This is a genomic window from Rodentibacter haemolyticus (genome assembly GCF_015356115.1).
Lineage (GTDB): Bacteria > Pseudomonadota > Gammaproteobacteria > Enterobacterales > Pasteurellaceae > Rodentibacter > Rodentibacter haemolyticus.
In genome coordinates this window covers 386,111-403,910 of sequence record NZ_CP063056.1, presented here as the reverse complement: position 1 = coordinate 403,910, position 17,800 = coordinate 386,111, and the positions used below count along the sequence as shown (strand labels likewise).

Annotated in this window: 14 protein-coding genes; 10 read left to right on the top strand and 4 right to left on the bottom strand. The window is 41.3% G+C overall.

What is annotated here, in order from left to right; genetic code table 11:
- Positions 1-18 precede the first annotated feature (18 nt).
- The gene (fbpC, locus tag IHV77_RS02030) at positions 19-1,068 is read left to right on the top strand and encodes a ferric ABC transporter ATP-binding protein (protein ID WP_194812503.1); all 1,050 of its coding nucleotides are present in this window, start codon (positions 19-21) and stop codon (positions 1,066-1,068) included.
- Between the two features lie 180 nt (positions 1,069-1,248).
- Here fbpC and nrdD read toward each other — a convergent pair whose 3' ends face one another.
- Complete coding sequence (gene nrdD, locus IHV77_RS02025) at positions 1,249-3,372, bottom strand: anaerobic ribonucleoside-triphosphate reductase (protein WP_194812502.1); 2,124 nt, start codon at positions 3,370-3,372, stop codon at positions 1,249-1,251.
- 267 nt (positions 3,373-3,639) lie between these two features.
- Positions 3,640-4,227 carry a nucleotide exchange factor GrpE gene (grpE, locus tag IHV77_RS02020; RefSeq protein ID WP_194812501.1) on the bottom strand — a complete coding sequence of 196 codons (588 nt, stop codon included), beginning with the start codon at positions 4,225-4,227 and terminating at the stop codon, positions 3,640-3,642.
- A 153-nt stretch (positions 4,228-4,380) separates the two neighbouring features.
- On the opposite strand from grpE, the gene IHV77_RS02015 reads away from it, so the two are divergent.
- From IHV77_RS02015 to cpdA, 7 genes are all read left to right on the top strand, one after another.
- Positions 4,381-5,271, top strand: a complete 891-nt coding sequence (locus IHV77_RS02015) for an NAD(+) kinase (RefSeq protein ID WP_194812500.1) — start codon at positions 4,381-4,383, stop codon at positions 5,269-5,271.
- A gap of 78 nt (positions 5,272-5,349) precedes the next feature.
- Positions 5,350-7,026 carry a DNA repair protein RecN gene (gene recN, locus IHV77_RS02010; RefSeq protein WP_194812499.1) on the top strand — a complete coding sequence of 559 codons (1,677 nt, stop codon included), beginning with the start codon at positions 5,350-5,352 and terminating at the stop codon, positions 7,024-7,026.
- Positions 7,027-7,287: 261 nt separating this feature from the next.
- Positions 7,288-7,740 carry a DUF441 domain-containing protein gene (locus IHV77_RS02005; RefSeq protein ID WP_194812498.1) on the top strand — a complete coding sequence of 151 codons (453 nt, stop codon included), beginning with the start codon at positions 7,288-7,290 and terminating at the stop codon, positions 7,738-7,740.
- On the top strand, positions 7,741-8,130 hold the full coding sequence (locus IHV77_RS02000; RefSeq protein ID WP_194812497.1) for a DUF423 domain-containing protein: 390 nt from the start codon (positions 7,741-7,743) through the stop codon (positions 8,128-8,130).
- Entirely contained in the window at positions 8,127-12,101 is a 3,975-nt protein-coding gene (gene hrpA / locus IHV77_RS01995) for an ATP-dependent RNA helicase HrpA (protein ID WP_194812496.1), read from the top strand. The genes IHV77_RS02000 and hrpA overlap by 4 nt, the downstream gene beginning before the upstream one ends.
- 248 nt (positions 12,102-12,349) lie before the next feature.
- The gene (nudF, locus tag IHV77_RS01990; RefSeq protein ID WP_194812495.1) at positions 12,350-12,982 is read left to right on the top strand and encodes an ADP-ribose diphosphatase; all 633 of its coding nucleotides are present in this window, start codon (positions 12,350-12,352) and stop codon (positions 12,980-12,982) included.
- Positions 12,983-12,991: 9 nt separating this feature from the next.
- Positions 12,992-13,816, top strand: a complete 825-nt coding sequence (gene cpdA / locus IHV77_RS01985) for a 3',5'-cyclic-AMP phosphodiesterase (RefSeq protein WP_194812494.1) — start codon at positions 12,992-12,994, stop codon at positions 13,814-13,816.
- Between the two features lie 78 nt (positions 13,817-13,894).
- Here the strand turns inward: cpdA and IHV77_RS01980 are convergent, their stop codons facing one another.
- Positions 13,895-14,221 carry a zinc ribbon domain-containing protein YjdM gene (locus IHV77_RS01980; RefSeq protein ID WP_194812493.1) on the bottom strand — a complete coding sequence of 109 codons (327 nt, stop codon included), beginning with the start codon at positions 14,219-14,221 and terminating at the stop codon, positions 13,895-13,897.
- A 104-nt stretch (positions 14,222-14,325) separates the two neighbouring features.
- Here IHV77_RS01980 and IHV77_RS01975 point away from each other — a divergent pair, with 104 nt between their 5' ends.
- Together IHV77_RS01975 and IHV77_RS01970 are read left to right on the top strand one after the other, a co-directional pair.
- Positions 14,326-14,883: a YtfJ family protein gene (locus tag IHV77_RS01975; RefSeq protein WP_194812492.1), complete on the top strand. Its 558-nt coding sequence runs from the start codon at positions 14,326-14,328 to the stop codon at positions 14,881-14,883.
- Between the two features lie 223 nt (positions 14,884-15,106).
- Complete coding sequence (locus IHV77_RS01970; protein ID WP_194812491.1) at positions 15,107-16,324, top strand: MFS transporter; 1,218 nt, start codon at positions 15,107-15,109, stop codon at positions 16,322-16,324.
- A 92-nt stretch (positions 16,325-16,416) separates the two neighbouring features.
- Here IHV77_RS01970 and cysS read toward each other — a convergent pair whose 3' ends face one another.
- Positions 16,417-17,796, bottom strand: coding sequence for a cysteine--tRNA ligase (gene cysS, locus IHV77_RS01965; protein WP_194812490.1), 1,380 nt, complete (start codon positions 17,794-17,796; stop codon positions 16,417-16,419).
- Positions 17,797-17,800: the final 4 nt, after the last annotated feature.

Here is a 17,800-nt window from a genome sequence, read left to right as displayed (position 1 = left end):
TAAGCGGCAGGTAAAATTATGAGTAGTAATGATTTCTTAGTATTAAAAAATATCACCAAGGCTTTCGGCAAAGCGGTGGTGATCGATAATTTAGATTTAACCATTAAGCGTGGCACAATGGTGACCTTACTAGGACCTTCAGGCTGTGGGAAGACAACGGTTTTACGTTTGGTTGCAGGGTTAGAAACCCCGACATCCGGTGAAATTTTTATTGACGGAGAGGACGTTACAAAATCGTCTATTCAAAACCGTGATATTTGTATTGTGTTCCAATCCTACGCACTGTTCCCGCATATGAGCATTGGGGATAATGTCGGCTACGGCTTGAAAATGCAAGGGGTAGGCAAGGAAGAGCGACAACAAAGAGTAAAAGAAGCGTTAGAATTGGTGGATTTGGCTGGTTTTGAAGATCGCTTTGTGGATCAAATTTCCGGTGGACAGCAACAACGAGTAGCCTTGGCTCGGGCATTAGTGTTGAAACCCAAAGTTCTCTTGTTTGATGAACCCTTAAGTAACTTAGATGCCAATCTTCGCCGTTCAATGCGGGAAAAAATTCGTGAATTACAACAACGGCTAGGTATTACGTCTTTATATGTTACACATGATCAAACGGAAGCCTTTGCCGTATCGGACGAAGTCATTGTAATGCACAAAGGTAAAATTATGCAAAAAGCACCGGCAAAAGAACTTTATCTTCGTCCTAATTCTTTATTTTTGGCGAATTTTATGGGGGAATCCAGTATTTTTGATGGAAAATTACAAAATGGCATAGTGGATATTAACGGTTATCAATTTCCACTCTCTAAGGCAGAACAATTCAATTTGGCGGACGGCGAATGTTTAGTCGGAATTCGTCCTGAATCTGTTTTCTTGGCTGATGAGGGGGCGGAAGTGCAATGTTGCGATATAAAAAGTGCGGTTTATATGGGCAATCATTGGGAAGTGGTTGCGACTTGGGCCGGCAAAGAGCTACTCATCAACTGCAAACCGGAAGATTTCAATGCAAATCTCAAACAAGCCTATGTAAATCTATCGGAACAGGGCATATTTTTATTGAGAAAAGAATAATCAAAAGTGCGGTTAAAATTAACGATATTATGTAGCTTGTATAAATCATTGTAGGGTGGGCAAATTTTTGCCCACCGATTTAAAATGGAGAATTTCAATGGTGGGCAACAAGTTGCGCTGCCCTGCGTCTCTCTTTGTGTGAGTGTTACATAATGCGGTAAATTAACCGCACTTTTTCCGTTAAAGATGTTTTACTCGGCGTTTTACTTCTTCTTGTTTACCTGCATTGAATGGGCGGGCATCAGGACTGCCTAGGTAACCGCACACGCGGCGGGTAACGGAAACTTTTGCGCTATCGTGATTGCCGCATTTCGGGCAGACGAAGCCTTTACTGGTGCATTCAAACTCGCCGGTAAAACCACATTCGTAGCATTCGTCAATAGGTGTATTGGTTCCATAATAAGGCACGCGGTCATAACTGTAATCCCACACGTCTTCGAGTGCTTTCAGGTTGTGTTGAATATTCGGGTATTCCCCATAGCAAATAAAACCGCCGCTTGCCAATGGAGGGTAAGCCATTTCAAAATCAAGTTTATCGTAAGGGTTGACCTTTTTTTCTACATCCAAGTGATAGCTGTTGGTGTAGTAGCCCTTATCCGTTACGCCTTCAATAATACCGAATTGTTTCGTATCAAGGCGACAGAAGCGGTCGCATAGGTTTTCACTCGGGGTTGAGTATAGGCTAAAGGCATAGCCGGTTTCTTTTTGCCATTGTTTTACGGTAGCGCTTAAGTGGCGAACAATCGCAATACCTTTTTCTCGTAATTGTTCATCATCAAAAATGTGTCCTTGATTGTAGAGAGCATTAACGGTTTCATGAATGCCGATATAGCCAAGGGAAATAGAAGCACGTCCGTTTTTGAAAATTTGTGCCACATTATCGTTGGCGTTCAAACGTACGCCGCATGCCCCTTCCATATAAAGAATAGGCGCTACACGTGCTTTGGTGTTTTCAAGACGGGCGATACGTGTCATTAAGGCTTTTTTCGCAATCGCAAGGCGTTCATCTAAAGTGCGGTAAAATTCCGCTTCGTTTTTAGATTCCAACGCAATGCGCGGTAGGTTCAGGCTCACAACACCCAGATTGTTGCGTCCATCGTGAATTTCTGTCCCTTGTTCTTCATAAGCCCCCAAGAAACTCCGGCAACCCATCGGCGCTTTGAAAGAACCCGTGACTTTCACGACTTGATCATAATTGAGAATGTCCGGATACATTCGCTTAGAGGCACATTCTAAGGCAAGCTGTTTAATATCGTAATTCGGATCGCCTTGTGTTTGATTTAGTCCTTTTTTAATGGTGAACACAAGTTTTGGGAAAACCGGCGTTTTGTGATTTTTGCCTAAGCCACGGATACGGTTCTTCAAAATAGATTGCTGAATTAATCTTGCCTGCCAGCTTGTACCAAGGCCAAAACCAAAGGTAACAAAGGGTGTTTGACCGTTAGAAGTATGAAGCGTATTGACTTCATATTCTAAGGATTGGAAAGCATCAAAACATTCCTTTTCAATCAGTGTGTCGGCGTAGCCTTTCGCATCCGCTATATTCCATTCCTGCGCATTTTTTAAATGTTTTTCATAGCTTATTTGCACATAAGGGGCAAGCACTTCATCAATTCGATTAATTGTTGTGCCGCCGTAAATATGGCTGGCGACCTGTGCGATAATTTGTGCCGTAACAGCGGTTGCCGTACCTATTGATTTCGGCGGCTCGATTTCCGCATTGCCCATTTTAAAGCCGCGGGAGAGCATTCCTTTTAAATCAACCAACATACAGTTGAACATTGGGAAGAAAGGGGCGTAATCAAGATCGTGATAATGAATTTCACCTTTTTCATGAGCTTCCACAACATCACGTGGAAGAATATGACGCTTGGCATAGTGCTTCGCTACGATACCGGCAAGTAAATCACGCTGAGTGGGAATAACTTTCGCATCTTTATTGGCGTTTTCGTTGAGCAATTCTATGTTGCTTTGTTCAATCAAACCTTCAATTTCTTTTGTGAGTTGACTACGTTTTTCACGTGCTAAATCCCGATCATGACGGTATTCAATATAGGCGCGCGCAATTTGAGGGTATCGGCTCGCCATTAATTTGTCTTCAACGATTTTTTGAATTTGATTGATGTCTATCTCTTGTTGGTGGCGGGTAAAGATCTCATTGCCTACCTCTTGCCCGATTTGATGACAATAAAATTCATCGTGAATATTGACCGCACTTGTCGCTTTTTTAACAGCCTGAATAATGCGTTGAATTTCAAAATCAGCACGTGAACCATCACGTTTGACGACTTGGAAATTTTTCATTGTATGCTCCGATATATTGTGTTTCCAAAATTTACGAAGCACTATATATAGATCTAAAAAGATAATCAACACACAATATGTAGTGTTTTTATTGAATAATAAGACGAAAAATCATCTGAGCTGTTGATTTTACTGGCTATAGTTGATTTTTATTATTGAGAACTAATCTCAAATAAAATGTTATTTATGTGATCTTGATCAAACTTTGGAAAGGAAATAAAAAACGGCCGAAAAATCGACCGCACTTTATTCATTTAAGTTTTAATATTACGCCGCAACCATCACCATTGCCGGACGAATGACGCGACCATTTAGGGTGTAGCCTTTTTGCAACACGGTTGTGATTTGGTTTGATTCAAATCCTTCAGCAGGTTGCATTGAGATAGCTTGGTGTAAATCCGGGTTAAATGCTTCACCTACTGTGCCAACTGCTTCAACACCAAAGCGACCTACGGTTGAAAGCAATTCTTTTAAAGTGAGTTCGACACCGTCAAATAGGGCTTTTATACTTTCATCTTCGGTATTTGCCGGTGTAGCAAGGGCGCGTTCTAAATTATCGATCGTATTCAAAATATCTTTTGAAAATTTTTCCAAAGCGAATTTATGTGCTTTTTCAATATCTTGCTCGGTGCGACGGCGAATATTGTCAATTTCTGCACGGGTACGAAGTAATAAATCCTGTTCTTTTTTTGCAGTTTCTTCCACTTGTGCTTTCAGTTGTTCTTCTAATTCTTGTACACGAGCGATCGCTTCTTCTAAAGGATCTTCTGTTTGCTCCTCTTCTTGTGTCTGCGCTTGTTGAGTTTCCAGCTCAAGCTCATCGGTGTTTTCAAATTTTTGTTCTTGTTCAGACATAATTGTTCTCCGTAAATCAAAGTTTCAGCTATTTTAGCAAGCTTCCTATAAAATTCATACTTTTGACAGGTGCTATGTAATATAATGGCACAAATATTAAATTCAAGTGCGGTCAAAACTAAGGAAGTTTTCGCATGATTTTAAGAGTGAACTATGGAACATTTATGTCGTTCTTTTAAAACCATCGGGCTAGTGGGAAAGCCTCGCAATGACGTTAATTTGCAAATGCATAAAAATTTGGCGCAATGGTTACAGGAGCGTGGCTACCGCGTGTTAGTGGAAAAAGACGTGGCGGAAAAATTGGCGCTCCCTAAGGAAAGTCTTGCCACATTGGAAGAAATCGGTCAGCAGGCACAATTAGCAATTGTGATTGGTGGTGATGGCAATATGCTAGGCAGGGCGAGAATTTTAGCCAAATATAATATTGCCTTGATTGGTATTAACCGTGGAAATTTGGGATTTTTAACCGATATTGATCCGAAAAATGCTTACGCACAACTGGAAGCCTGCCTCGAACGAGGAGAATTTTTTGTAGAAGAACGTTTTTTATTGGAAGCCAAGATCGAACGGGAAGAGGATATTATCTCATCAGGTTATGCCGTCAATGAAGCTGTTATTCACCCGGCAAAAATTGCGCATATGATTGATTTTCACGTATATATCAATGACAAGTTTGCTTTTTCACAGCGTTCAGACGGTTTGATTGTTTCTACTCCAACGGGTTCTACTGCCTATTCCCTTTCTGCCGGCGGTCCGATATTAACCCCTAATTTGAATGCTATCGCCCTCGTACCGATGTTTCCTCATACATTGACATCACGTCCGTTAGTCATTGATGGTGATAGTAAAATCTCCATTCGTTTTGCAGAACATAATACTTCTCAATTAGAGGTAGGGTGTGATAGCCAAATTGCACTGGATTTTACACCTGACGATGTTGTACATATTGAGAAAAGTATGCATAAATTGCGTTTATTGCACCTTAAAACCTATAATTATTACAATGTGTTGAGTACTAAATTAGGTTGGTTGAAAAATTTTTAGATAAAATCTCAAAAAAATCTTTACTGTATATTAAATCAGTATTAATATGATGGATATACAGTAATTAGGGATTTTGCTATGCTTACTCAACTTACCATCAATAACTTTGCCATCGTTCGCCAACTTGACATTGAATTAGCGAAAGGAATGTCGGTGATTACCGGTGAAACCGGTGCCGGTAAATCTATTGCCATTGATGCCTTAGGATTATGTTTAGGGCAACGTGTCGAAAGTACAATGGTGAGGGAAGGGCAAGAACGGGCGGAAATTTGTGCAAGCTTTCATCTTGAACCGCATAATCCGGCTTATCAATGGTTGCAGGCGCAGGAGTTGCAAGATCCTGATAATCCTTCCGAATGTATTTTACGCCGTGTTATTAATGCTGATGGGCGCTCTAAAGCGTTTATTAACAGCACACCGGTTTCGGCTGCTCAGCTCAAAGAAGTGGGGCAGTATCTTATTCATATCAACGGGCAACACGCTTCCCAGCTTTTACTGAAAAACGATTACCAGCTGCAATTGGTTGATAGTTTTGCGCGGCATTCTCATTTACTTAATCAAATGCGAGAAGATTATCGGGCTTGGAAAAACTTACAAACTCAAGTTAAAACTTTTCAGCAGAAAGTAATGGAAAATGAAGCAAAGAAACAATTGCTTCAATATCAAGTAGAGGAACTAGATGAGTTTAATCTTCGCCCAAACGAGTATTTTGAATTAGAAGAAGAGCAACGTCGTTTATCAAATAGCGAACAACTCACCCAACTTTCCCAATCGGCACTACAAATTTTAAGTGAAAATGAAACTGTGAATGTGGATACGATGCTGTATCGTGCAACACAATATATTGATGAATTGGCAGAATTGGATCCTCGATATACAGATGCTCGGAATTTACTTAATGAAGCCTTAATTCAGGTGCAAGAAGCGACAAATGAAGTTCAGCATCTCTCTTCAAATATTGAACAAGATCCAAAATTGTTGCAAGAAATAGAACAACGTATGGGGCAGGCACTTCAACTGGCAAGAAAGCATAATGTGAAACCGGAAGAATTAGTTGAGTGGCATAAAAAATTAAAGGTGGAATTGACCGCACTTTTAGATTTTTCAGAAAGTGAAGAAGCGTTGATTGAGCAAGAAAAAGCAGCGTTTGCAAAAATGCAGATTACGGCGGCTGAATTAACGGCAAGCCGTCAAAAATCGGCGAATGCATTAGCGCAACAAGTTACCCAATCTATTAAGCGGCTTGCAATGGAAAATGCGGAATTTTATGTAGAACTGAAAGCTGACGATGAAAAAATGGGGGCTAATGGTGCGGATCAGATTTTATTCACTTTACGAAGTAATTTAGGACAACAACCTCAACCGTTGGCAAAAGTTGCATCCGGAGGGGAGCTTTCCCGTATTTCTTTAGCCATTCAAGTGCTAACTTCCGATCAATCTGCGATTCCGACTTTAATTTTTGATGAGGTGGATGTCGGGATCAGTGGTTCAACTGCTAGTGTTGTCGGGAAATTATTGCGTCAATTAGGAAATAAATGTCAAGTACTTTGCGTTACCCATTTACCACAAGTGGCTTGCTGTGGGCATAATCAATTTAATGTGGAAAAATTTACCGTAGATGAAAAAACGGAAACAAAAATGACCGCACTTTCCCAAGAGGAGCGAATATCTGCACTGGCCCGTTTGTTAGGTGGGAGTCAAATTACAGAACTTGCATTGGCGAATGCAAGAGAAATGTTGGAGTCAGTAGCATAGTTTTATTTCCCTATAGCAAAATTATTGGGGAAAGGGGAATGAGATTTCATAGCGGTAGAATGTGGTCCAAACAGGCTAGGCGGATAAAATAACGAATTTTATTAGTCCGGAACTCATGGCATTTGACGGGAAAATAAATTCCTTTTCATTCCGGCTTTTTCATTAAATAAAAGACACAGCAAATGAAGAAATTGTTATAATTTCTCTTCAAATTCATCTGTCAAAGAACAATCATTTTTCTAACCGCACTTTGGGAGTCCTATGTCATTGCAATTTAATATGATCGCCCTGCTATTGGTGATTTTAATTGTTCTTGGTTTGGTTAGCCATAATAGTGCTATCACCGTTTCCGCCGCTGCGTTACTGATTATGCAGCAAACCTTTTTATCCGAATACATACCTCTACTTGAAAAATACGGTTTAAAGATCGGCATTATTATTTTGACGATTGGCGTATTAAGCCCTCTGGTTTCCGGCAAAATTCAATTACCTGATTTAGCGGGTTTATTAAGTTGGAAAATGGCACTCTCTATTGTGGTGGGCATTTTTGTCGCTTGGCTTGCGGGAAAAGGCGTTCCGCTGATGGGAGAGCAACCCGTATTGGTTACCGGTTTACTGATCGGCACGATTCTCGGCGTCTCGTTTCTTGGTGGGATTCCCGTTGGACCGCTTATTGCAGCAGGGATCTTGGCATTATTAATGGGAAAATTGTAAATGAAAAATAAATGGCTATCAGTTGCCTCGCTGAGCGGTTTTTTATGTGTTGGCATTGGGGCTTTTGCCGCTCATCGATTAGGTCAAATTTTAGAGCCCAAAGCCTTAGCCTGGATTGATACCGCGATTAAATATCAAATGTTTCACACCCTTGCCATTATGGGAATCGGCATTGTGCAAATAACTCGGGAACAATTTACTTTGAATAACGCGCTCAATTTTGCCGCTTGTTCTTGGGCATTCGGTATGCTTTTATTCTGCGGTAGTTTATATTCGCTCGCTCTTGGTGCGGGCAAATTGATGGTTTGGTTAACCCCTATCGGCGGTGTACTATTTTTAATCGGATGGCTATGTTTGGCTTACGGTAGTTTCAAATGTAAATCAGTATGAAAAAGAGAATAATAAAGCAAAAATTAAATCCTTTACAACAGACTCTTCTCTCTCAATTAAATGATGTGATGTCGGTGGATATGCGCCGTTTATCCGGGCGTATTCAGGGCATCGGCAAAATTAAAAATCAAGCGGCACAGCAAGCGGTGGCTACAGAGATAGAACAGCAAATTCAACAAGCCAAATTACGTGTGCAACAACGTCAAAGTGCGGTTAAAAATCCGATTGTTTTTCCGGATAGTTTACCGGTGAGTCAGCGTAAAGCCGAAATTGAAAAATTGCTATCAAAACACCAAGTGATTGTGGTCGCGGGGGAAACCGGCTCGGGCAAAACCACGCAGTTACCTAAAATGTGTTTAGAACTTGGGTTGGGCAATTGGGGTATGATTGGACATACGCAGCCTCGCCGTATTGCAGCCCGTTCTGTCGCTACGCGTATTGCGGAAGAGTTGCAAACGGAAGTTGGTGAACTGGTGGGGTATAAAGTCCGTTTTAACGATCAAATCGGCAACAATACCCAAATTAAGCTGATGACCGACGGGATTTTGCTCGCTGAAATTCAAACGGATCGTTTTCTTAACCAATATTCCTGCTTGATCATTGATGAAGCCCATGAGCGTAGTTTGAATAACGATTTCATTCTCGGCTACCTGAAACAGCTTCTTCCGTGCCGCCCGGATCTTAAATTAATCATTACGTCCGCAACGATTGATGTAGAACGTTTTTCTAAGCATTTTGATAATGCGCCTATTATTGAAGTTTCCGGCAGAACCTATCCCGTAGAAGTACGATATCGCCCGATTGGTGAGGAGGAAGAGCAAGATCAATTGCAAGGTATTTTAAATGCTGTGGACGAGCTCCAAGCTGAGGGGCGTGGGGATATTTTGATTTTTATGAACGGCGAGCGGGAAATCCGCGATACCGCTGAAGCATTACAAAAACAAAATCTAAAACATACGGAAATTTTACCGCTCTTTGCCCGCCTTTCTGCACAGGAACAAAATAAAATTTTTCATCCGAGCGGATTAAATCGCATTGTACTTGCCACGAACGTAGCGGAAACCTCGCTTACCGTACCGGGGATTAAATACGTTATCGATCCCGGCACCGCACGCATTTCCCGTTATAGCTACCGTACCAAGGTGCAACGTCTTCCTATTGAACCTATTTCGCAGGCTTCGGCTAATCAACGTAAGGGACGTTGCGGACGGGTGAGTGACGGGATTTGTATTCGTCTTTACTCGGAAGAGGATTTTCATTCCCGCCCGGAATTTACCGATCCGGAAATTTTGCGTACTAACCTGGCATCAGTGATCCTACAAATGACAGCGTTAGGTTTGGATGACATTGAAGACTTCCCGTTTGTCGATGCACCGGATAAGCGGCATATTCAAGACGGCGTGAAGTTATTGGAAGAGTTAGGGGCGTTTGAATATTTCTCCCCCCGTAAAAAAATTCGTAGAGATACCTCTAATATTGAGGAAGAAAGCGAGGAAAAGAGTGCCTCTAACTCACCTTTACAACGCAAATTAACCTCTATAGGTAAACAACTTGCTCAGCTCCCTGTTGATCCTAGATTGGCGAAAATGCTTCTAAGTGCGGTCAATTTCGGTTGCGTTTATGAAGTGATGGTTATTGTCTCTGCATTATCTATTCAAGATCCGCGTGAACGCCCGATAGAAAAACAGCAGGCGGCAGATGAAAAACACCGTCGTTTTGCCGATAAAAAGTCAGATTTCTTAGCGTTTTTAAATCTTTGGAATTATCTTCAAATACAACAAAAAGAACTTAGTAAAAATCAGTTCCGTCGCCAATGCCAAAAAGATTTTCTAAATTATCTACGTATTCGCGAATGGCAGGATATTTATCAACAAATCCGCCTCGCCGTACGTGAAATGGGGCTGCCGATTAATTCGGAGAAGGCGGAATATCAGCAAATTCATACCGCACTTTTAAGCGGTTTACTTTCTCACATCGGCTTAAAAGAAACGGAGAAACAACAATATCTTGGTGCACGTAATGCGCATTTTGCGGTTTTTCCAAATTCCGTACTTTTCAAAAAACAACCGAAATGGATCATGGCGGTCGAATTGGTGGAAACCTCCAAACTTTGGGGCCGAATGGTGGCAGAAATCGAACCGGAATGGATTGAACCCTTAGCACCGCATTTAACGAAAAAATCCTATTCTGAGCCACGTTGGTCAAAATCTCGAGGTTCGGTGATTGCCGATGAAAAAGTGAGTTTATACGGCGTACCCATTGTTGCTGCAAGAGCGGTGAATTATGGTGCGATTGATCCTAGCCTAAGCCGTGAGATTTTTATTCAGTCGGCATTAGTGGAAGGGGATTGGAATACCCGACATCCGTTTTTTAAGCAAAATCAACGCTTGATTCGCGAAGTGGAAGAACTGGAACATAAAAGTCGTCGCCGTGATATTTTGGTCGATGAACGCACATTGTTTGAGTTTTATGATCAGCGTATCGGTACAGAAGTCGTATCGCAAAAGCATTTTGATACTTGGTGGAAAAAAGCCTCGAAACAGAATCCGGATCTCCTTAATTTTAAACGTGCTTTCTTGATGAATGATGAGGCGGAGCGAGTCAGTAAATTGGATTTTCCGAATTTCTGGCATCAAGGTCATTTAAAATTCAAACTCACTTATCAATTTGAGCCGGGTACGGAAGCGGACGGTGTGACGGTACATATTCCGTTGCCTTTGCTCAATCAGGTAGAAATGACGGGGTTTGATTGGCAAATTCCGGGCTTGCGTGAAGAATTAGTGATTGCACTGATTAAATCCCTGCCAAAATCTTACCGCCGTAATTTTGTACCGGCGCCGAATTATGCTCAGGCTTTTTTAAATCGTGTTATACCGTCGGAAAAGCCATTATTAGATACGCTGATTTATGAATTACGCCGTATGACGGGCGTAATGGTCGAAGCTGAACATTGGAATTGGCAGCAAATTCCAAGTCATTTAAAAATGACTTTCCGCGTGGTAGATGAAAGAGGTAAGAAAATTGCCGAATCTATGGATTTGGATACGCTGAAATTTGAGTTAAAAGAACACGTGCAAGAAAGTATTTCTGCGGTGGCGGATGACGGCATTGAGCAAAGCGGCGCACATATTTGGAATTTCGCCGATCTGCCGCAATTTTACGAACAGAAAAAACAGGGATTCAGTGTAAAAGCCTTTCCGGCGATTGTGGATGAAAAAGATGCCGTAGGGGTTAAACTTTTTGAAACCGAATTTGAACAATCTGTGGCAATGCAGCAAGGATTACGCCGCTTATTGTTACTTAACGTGCCGTCCCCGATCAAATATTTACACGAAAAATTGCCGAATAAATCCAAATTAGGTTTGTATTTCACCCCATTTGGGCGGGTATTGGAGTTAATTGACGATTGTATTGCTTGCGCAGTGGATAAGCTCATCAATGATTTTGGCGGTTTTGTGTGGAATGAGGAAGGATTTGAAAAACTTCGGGATTTTGTGCGGGAAAATTTGAATGAAGTCACGGTTGATATTGCCCAAAAGGTGGAACAAATTCTAACATTCACTCACGCTTTGAATCAACGCTTAAAGGGAAAAATGGATTTTACTATGGCGTTTGCTTTTTCAGATATTAAAGCTCAACTTGGCGGCTTGGTATATCAAGGCTTTGTACAAAAGAGCGGTTATGATCGATTGCAGGATTTATTGCGTTATTTGCAGGCCATTGATAAACGCATTGACAAGCTTTTACAAGATGTCAACCGTGATCGCGCAGCAATGTTACGTGTGGAGCAAGTTCAGCAATCTTATCAGCAACTTCTTGCCAAATTACCGAAATCTAAACCGATTCCTAATGAAATCGCAGAGATCAGATATATGATTGAAGAATTGCGCGTAAGTTTATTTGCGCAGCAACTGGGAACAAAATATCAGGTTTCTGACAAGCGAATTTTAAATTTAATTTCGGGGTTTTAATGCATTCCTGCAAAGAGAAAAAATGTCTCCTTAATGGGTTCGTTATTTACCAATGATGAATATGTCAGGTTAGTGATTTCATCATTTTTAGATAATGGATTGTCCCTTTTATAACCTGTGATCATAAATTAAGCACAGGTTTTTATTTTTTGTGAGCTACTTCAAAGTTTCAACAAAAAGTATAAACCTTATATTTTTTTTATAGTCTTTTAGACGTATGATTTTACTTATATATTTGGAGAAAAAATATGCCGGAAGCTCAACAATTTAATCTGTCTGATATTAAAATTATTAACGAAGAAGTCGTGTATGACGGTTTTTTTACACTAAAAAAAATTCAATTTAAGCACAAACTTTTTGCCGGTGGAGAAAGCGGTGTTGTAACCCGAGAACTACTTATTAAAGGAGCTGCTTCTGCCGTGATTGCTTATGATCCCAAAGAAGATGCCGTGATATTGGTCGAGCAGGTTCGTATCGGTGCGGCTTATTATCCCGAAGCGAATCGTTCCCCTTGGCTATTAGAATTAATTGCGGGAATGGTTGAACAAGGCGAACGGCCGGAAGAGGTCGCATTGCGGGAAAGTAAAGAAGAAGCCGGTATCATCGTGAAGCATTTAACGCATTGTTTAAGTGTGTGGGATAGTCCCGGCGGTGTGGTTGAACGGATTCATTTATTTGTCGGACAAGTCGATAGTTCGACGGCAAAAGGGATTCACGGCTTGGACTGTGAAAACGAAGATATTAAAGTACATGTTGTGAAACGTGAACGAGCGTATCAATGGGTATGTGAAGGAAAGATTGATAACGGCATTGCCGTAATGGGCCTGCAATGGCTTCAATTAAATTATGCTCGATTACAACAACGTTGGTTACAAATTTAGGAGATATCGATGAAAAATACCTTTGTTTATCAGTCTGAACAAGCTGTAATTAAACTGTTGCAGGTTACCGATTCGCATCTGTTTAAGGATGAAAAAACAGAGCTATTAGGTGTAAATACGCAGGCGAGTTTTGCACAGGTTTTGCAGGAAATCCAGCAGGAGAATACGGAATTTGATGTTATTCTTGCCACCGGAGATTTAGTACAGGATAGCAGTGATGAAGGCTATCAACGTTTTGTGGAGATGATTAAACCCTTTGGCAAATCGGTGTTTTGGATTCCGGGAAATCATGATTTTCAACCCACAATGACAGAGAATCTAAATCGACCGCCAATGGAAAATGCAAAACATATTTTGTTGGGAAAATATTGGCAGGTGTTGCTGTTAGATAGTCAGGTTTATGGTGTGCCACATGGTGAACTTAGCCGATATCAACTTGATTTGTTGAAAGTTACCCTGGCAAAATATCCGGAACGTTATACCCTAATTGTTTTTCATCATCACGTATTGCCGACAAATTCGGCTTGGTTGGATCAACATAATTTACGTAATTCTCACGAGTTGCTTGATGTGCTTACACCGTTTAAAAATGTGAAAGCGATTTTATATGGTCATATTCATCAGCAAGTGGACGGTCAGTGGCAAGGGTATCAAGTGATGGCTACTCCATCAACCTGTATTCAATTTAAAGCGGATAGCCATCATTTTGCATTAGATACGGTTCAGCCGGGGTGGCGTGAAATTGATTTATATCCCGATGGCACTATTGTGACAAAAGTCAAAAGGATTCAACTGGCGACTTTTTTACCGAATATGCAGGAAGATGGCTATTAAATACGATGAAAGTGCGGTCAATTAAAACAATGTTTTTTATGACCGCACTTTTGGCTTTCGTGATTTTGCTTTCGTGAATTAGGCTTTTTTCAAAAACTCGGATTTCAGCATAATTTTGCCGCAATCTATGTTGTGATCACCCTTGACGAGACGGATATTTTTAAATTTTGTTCCTTTCTTCAATACTTCGGATGAGCCTTTCAGTTTTAAATCTTTAATGAGAAGCACATCATCGCCATCAGTCAGTAAGTTACCGTTACTGTCTTTCACGATTAATTGATCCTCATCGACTTCAACCGGTTCATTATCATTCCATTCGTAAGCACAATCAGGGCAAACGAAGTTGACGGAATCATGATAAACATATTCGCTTTGGCATTTAGGGCAAGCAGGCATTTTATCCATTGGGTTTTCCTTCCTAATTAAATATAATGGGGCGTGAGTATAGCAAAAAAATAAGTCGCGCTCCAAAAGTGCGGTCGTTTTTTAATGATTTTTGAGGGAAACAAATGAAAAAACAAATTTTATCCATTGTATTAGGTTCAATTGTCTTTGCCGGATCTGCCTTTGCGCATAATTTACAGCTTGAACAAACCGTGCCGGCGGTAAAGGTATTAGAATATGGGGAGATTGTACTGGCAGGGAAATCGGTTAAATTTCAACCTTGGACATCTTCTGCTTTAGCGGGGAAAGTGAGAATTGTTCATCATTTAGCGGGAAGAACCGCAGCGAAAGAGAAAAACCAGGCGGTGGTTGATGCCATTAAAAACGCACACTTTAACCCGATAAAATATCAGACGACAACCATTATTAATGCCGATGATGCTATTGTCGGCACAGGTATGTTTGTGAAAAACAGTGCGGAGAAAGGAAAAACGGAAAATCCACATAGCCAAGTGGTGTTGGATGATAAGAGTGCTGTGAAACAGGCTTGGGGCTTGAATGCAAAGGAAAGTGCAATCATCGTACTTGATAAAACCGGCAAAGTAAAATTCGTGAAAGAAGGAAAGTTATCTAACGCTGATATTCAAGACGTCATTGCGTTGGTGAACGGGTTAACGAAATAAAAACGATACAACCTGAGTAATACCAAAGTGCGGTTGAAAATTGAATAATTTCAACCGTATTTTCTTCCATAAATCTGACCGCACTTTAACCAAACTAAACTTCATTGCATAAGTTTATAAAACCCTTTAAACTAAGCCGCCATTTTTTTCTGTATTAATGGTTAAATCATACCCTTTCTTTTTATTTCTTTAAAAGCTACCTGTGAGTAGCAAAGGATATCTTATGACAGACAAAGTCAATCAATATGGTTGGAAAGCCCTATTAGGCTCAACAGTCGGCTATGCAATGGACGGATTCGATCTGCTTATTTTAGGTTTTATGTTAAGCGCTATCTCTGCTGATTTAGCTTTAACTCCCGCGCAATCAGGATCTTTAGTAACTTGGACGTTAATCGGCGCTGTATTCGGCGGGATTCTATTTGGAGCATTAAGTGATCGTTATGGACGGGTTCGAGTGCTAACTTGGACAATCGTACTCTTTGCCGTTTTTACCGGCTTATGTGCATTGGCTCAAGGTTATTGGGATTTATTGATTTATCGTACCATTGCCGGTATCGGATTAGGCGGCGAGTTTGGTATTGGGATGGCTTTAGCGATTGAGGCTTGGCCTGCCCGCCATCGTGCAAGAGCCGCTTCTTATGTGGCTTTAGGCTGGCAAATCGGTGTACTCGGAGCAGCACTTTTAACGCCATTGTTATTGCCTTATATCGGCTGGCGGGGAATGTTTATTTTGGGGATTTTCCCTGCTTTTGTCGCTTGGTATTTACGAATGAGATTGCACGAACCTGACGTATTTACCCAAACACAACATCGGCTATCCGTTCAAAAACAATCTAAATTTGAGTCTTTTAAATTATTAATTAAGGACAAAGCAACGACCAAAGTGAGCTTAGGGGTTGTGGTTCTCACTTCAGTACAAAATTTCGGCTACTATGGCATAATGATTTGGATGCCGAATTTTCTTGCTAAACAATTAGGTTTTAGTTTAACAAAATCAGGTATTTGGACTGCCGTTACGGTATGCGGTATGATGCTCGGTATTTGGATATTTGGTCGTCTTGCCGATTATTTAGGGCGAAAACCGAGCTTTCTATTATTCCAAGGCGGAGCCGTCGTGAGTATTTTCACCTATTCTCAGTTGACTGATCCCACCGCTATGCTGATTGCCGGTGCATTTTTAGGTATGTTCGTAAACGGAATGATGGGGGGCTACGGTGCGTTAATGGCGGAAGCCTATCCGACAGAAGCTCGAGCGACCGCTCAAAATGTATTATTTAATTTAGGACGGGCGGTAGGTGGCTTTGGACCGGTAGTTGTTGGAGCGATAGTGGCTGCTTATTCTTTCAGTGCCGCTATTGCTTTTCTCGCTATTATTTATGTTATTGATATGATTGCAACAATCTATCTGGTGCCGGAGCTAAAAGGCAAAAAACTGACTTAATAGATTTAAATGAAAAAGAAGAGACACCGGGTTTGGTGTCTTTTCCTTCTATTGAGAAAGGAGAGGTGCGATTAACATCACATCTCTTTATTTTATTGCTTACGCCAAGTTGTGCCGTTTGGGCCATCTTCTAACACGATACCCATCGCACTTAGTTCATTGCGCGCTGCATCGGCGGCAGCCCAATTTTTCGCCGCACGAGCTTCGTTGCGTTGTTTAATCAACGACTCGATTTTTGCTACTTCATCACCGTCAGAACCGGCTTGTAGGAAAGTTTCAGGCTCGCTTTCAAGTAAGCCTAAAATGCCGCCTAGCTCACGTAAACGGGCTGCCAAGCCATTGGCTTTTTCTCTATTTTCGTTTTTGAGTTTATTCAATTCACGCGCCATTTCAAACAGTACGGAAAGGGCGTTCGGCGTGTTGAAATCATCATCCATCGCTTCACGGAAAGTCTTGATATAATTTTCACCGCCAAAAGCGACCGCACTTTTATCCGTGCCGCGTAACGCCGTGTATAAACGTTCCAAGGCTTGCTGAGCAAGATTTAAGTTTTCTTCGCTGTAATTCAGCTGGCTACGATAATGTGCGGTGAGTAGGAAATAACGCACGGTTTCGGCATTGTAGTGGTTTAGTACATCACGAATGGTGAAGAAATTGCCGAGGGATTTCGACATTTTTTCTTTATCTACCATAATCATACCGGAGTGAATCCAGTAATTGACATACTCACCATCGTGAGCGCAGCAAGATTGTGCGATCTCGTTTTCATGATGTGGGAACATCAAATCGGAACCGCCGCCGTGAATGTCGAAGTGATTGCCGAGCTGTTTACTGTTCATTGCCGAGCATTCAATATGCCAACCCGGGCGACCTGCTCCCCAAGGCGATGCCCAACTCGGTTCATTCGGTTTTGACATTTTCCACAAAACGAAATCCATCGGGTTTTTCTTGATTTCATTGATTTCGATCCGTGCGCCGGCTTGAAGTTGTTCTAAATCCTGACGCGATAGTTTGCCGTATTCTTTGAAACTTTCTACATCAAACATCACATCGCCGTTATCTGCAACATAAGCGTGTCCCCGTTTGATAAGTTGTTCTACTATTTCAATGATTTCCGCAATATGATGGGTTGCGCGCGGTTCAACATCAGGCGGGAGAACGTTTAACGCAGCAAAATCTTTGTGCATTTCCACTACCATACGATCGACTAATTGCTCGCAGGTTTCTTTATTTTCAAGGGCGCGTTTGATGATTTTATCATCGACATCGGTGATATTACGCACATAAGTTAAATCGTAGCCTAAATAGCGCAGATAACGGGCGATAACATCAAAAGAGACGAAAGTGCGCCCGTGCCCGATATGACATAAATCATAAACCGTTACACCGCATACATACATTCCCACCTTATTTTCGTGGATAGGTTTAAAAATTTCTTTTTCTCTGGTTAGGGTATTAAAGATTTTTAGCATTTTG

Excerpts from the sequence above, each read along its gene's own strand:
- fbpC (WP_194812503.1), top strand. The coding sequence starts at position 19 with ATGAGTAGTAATGATTTCTTAGTATTAAAAAATATCACCAAGGCTTTC.
- nrdD (WP_194812502.1), bottom strand. The coding sequence starts at position 3,372 with ATGAAAAATTTCCAAGTCGTCAAACGTGATGGTTCACGTGCTGATTTT.
- grpE (WP_194812501.1), bottom strand. The coding sequence starts at position 4,227 with ATGTCTGAACAAGAACAAAAATTTGAAAACACCGATGAGCTTGAGCTG.
- IHV77_RS02015 (WP_194812500.1), top strand. The coding sequence starts at position 4,381 with ATGGAACATTTATGTCGTTCTTTTAAAACCATCGGGCTAGTGGGAAAG.
- recN (WP_194812499.1), top strand. The coding sequence starts at position 5,350 with ATGCTTACTCAACTTACCATCAATAACTTTGCCATCGTTCGCCAACTT.
- IHV77_RS02005 (WP_194812498.1), top strand. The coding sequence starts at position 7,288 with ATGTCATTGCAATTTAATATGATCGCCCTGCTATTGGTGATTTTAATT.
- IHV77_RS02000 (WP_194812497.1), top strand. The coding sequence starts at position 7,741 with ATGAAAAATAAATGGCTATCAGTTGCCTCGCTGAGCGGTTTTTTATGT.
- hrpA (WP_194812496.1), top strand. The coding sequence starts at position 8,127 with ATGAAAAAGAGAATAATAAAGCAAAAATTAAATCCTTTACAACAGACT.
- nudF (WP_194812495.1), top strand. The coding sequence starts at position 12,350 with ATGCCGGAAGCTCAACAATTTAATCTGTCTGATATTAAAATTATTAAC.
- cpdA (WP_194812494.1), top strand. The coding sequence starts at position 12,992 with ATGAAAAATACCTTTGTTTATCAGTCTGAACAAGCTGTAATTAAACTG.
- IHV77_RS01980 (WP_194812493.1), bottom strand. The coding sequence starts at position 14,221 with ATGGATAAAATGCCTGCTTGCCCTAAATGCCAAAGCGAATATGTTTAT.
- IHV77_RS01975 (WP_194812492.1), top strand. The coding sequence starts at position 14,326 with ATGAAAAAACAAATTTTATCCATTGTATTAGGTTCAATTGTCTTTGCC.
- IHV77_RS01970 (WP_194812491.1), top strand. The coding sequence starts at position 15,107 with ATGACAGACAAAGTCAATCAATATGGTTGGAAAGCCCTATTAGGCTCA.
- cysS (WP_194812490.1), bottom strand. The coding sequence starts at position 17,796 with ATGCTAAAAATCTTTAATACCCTAACCAGAGAAAAAGAAATTTTTAAA.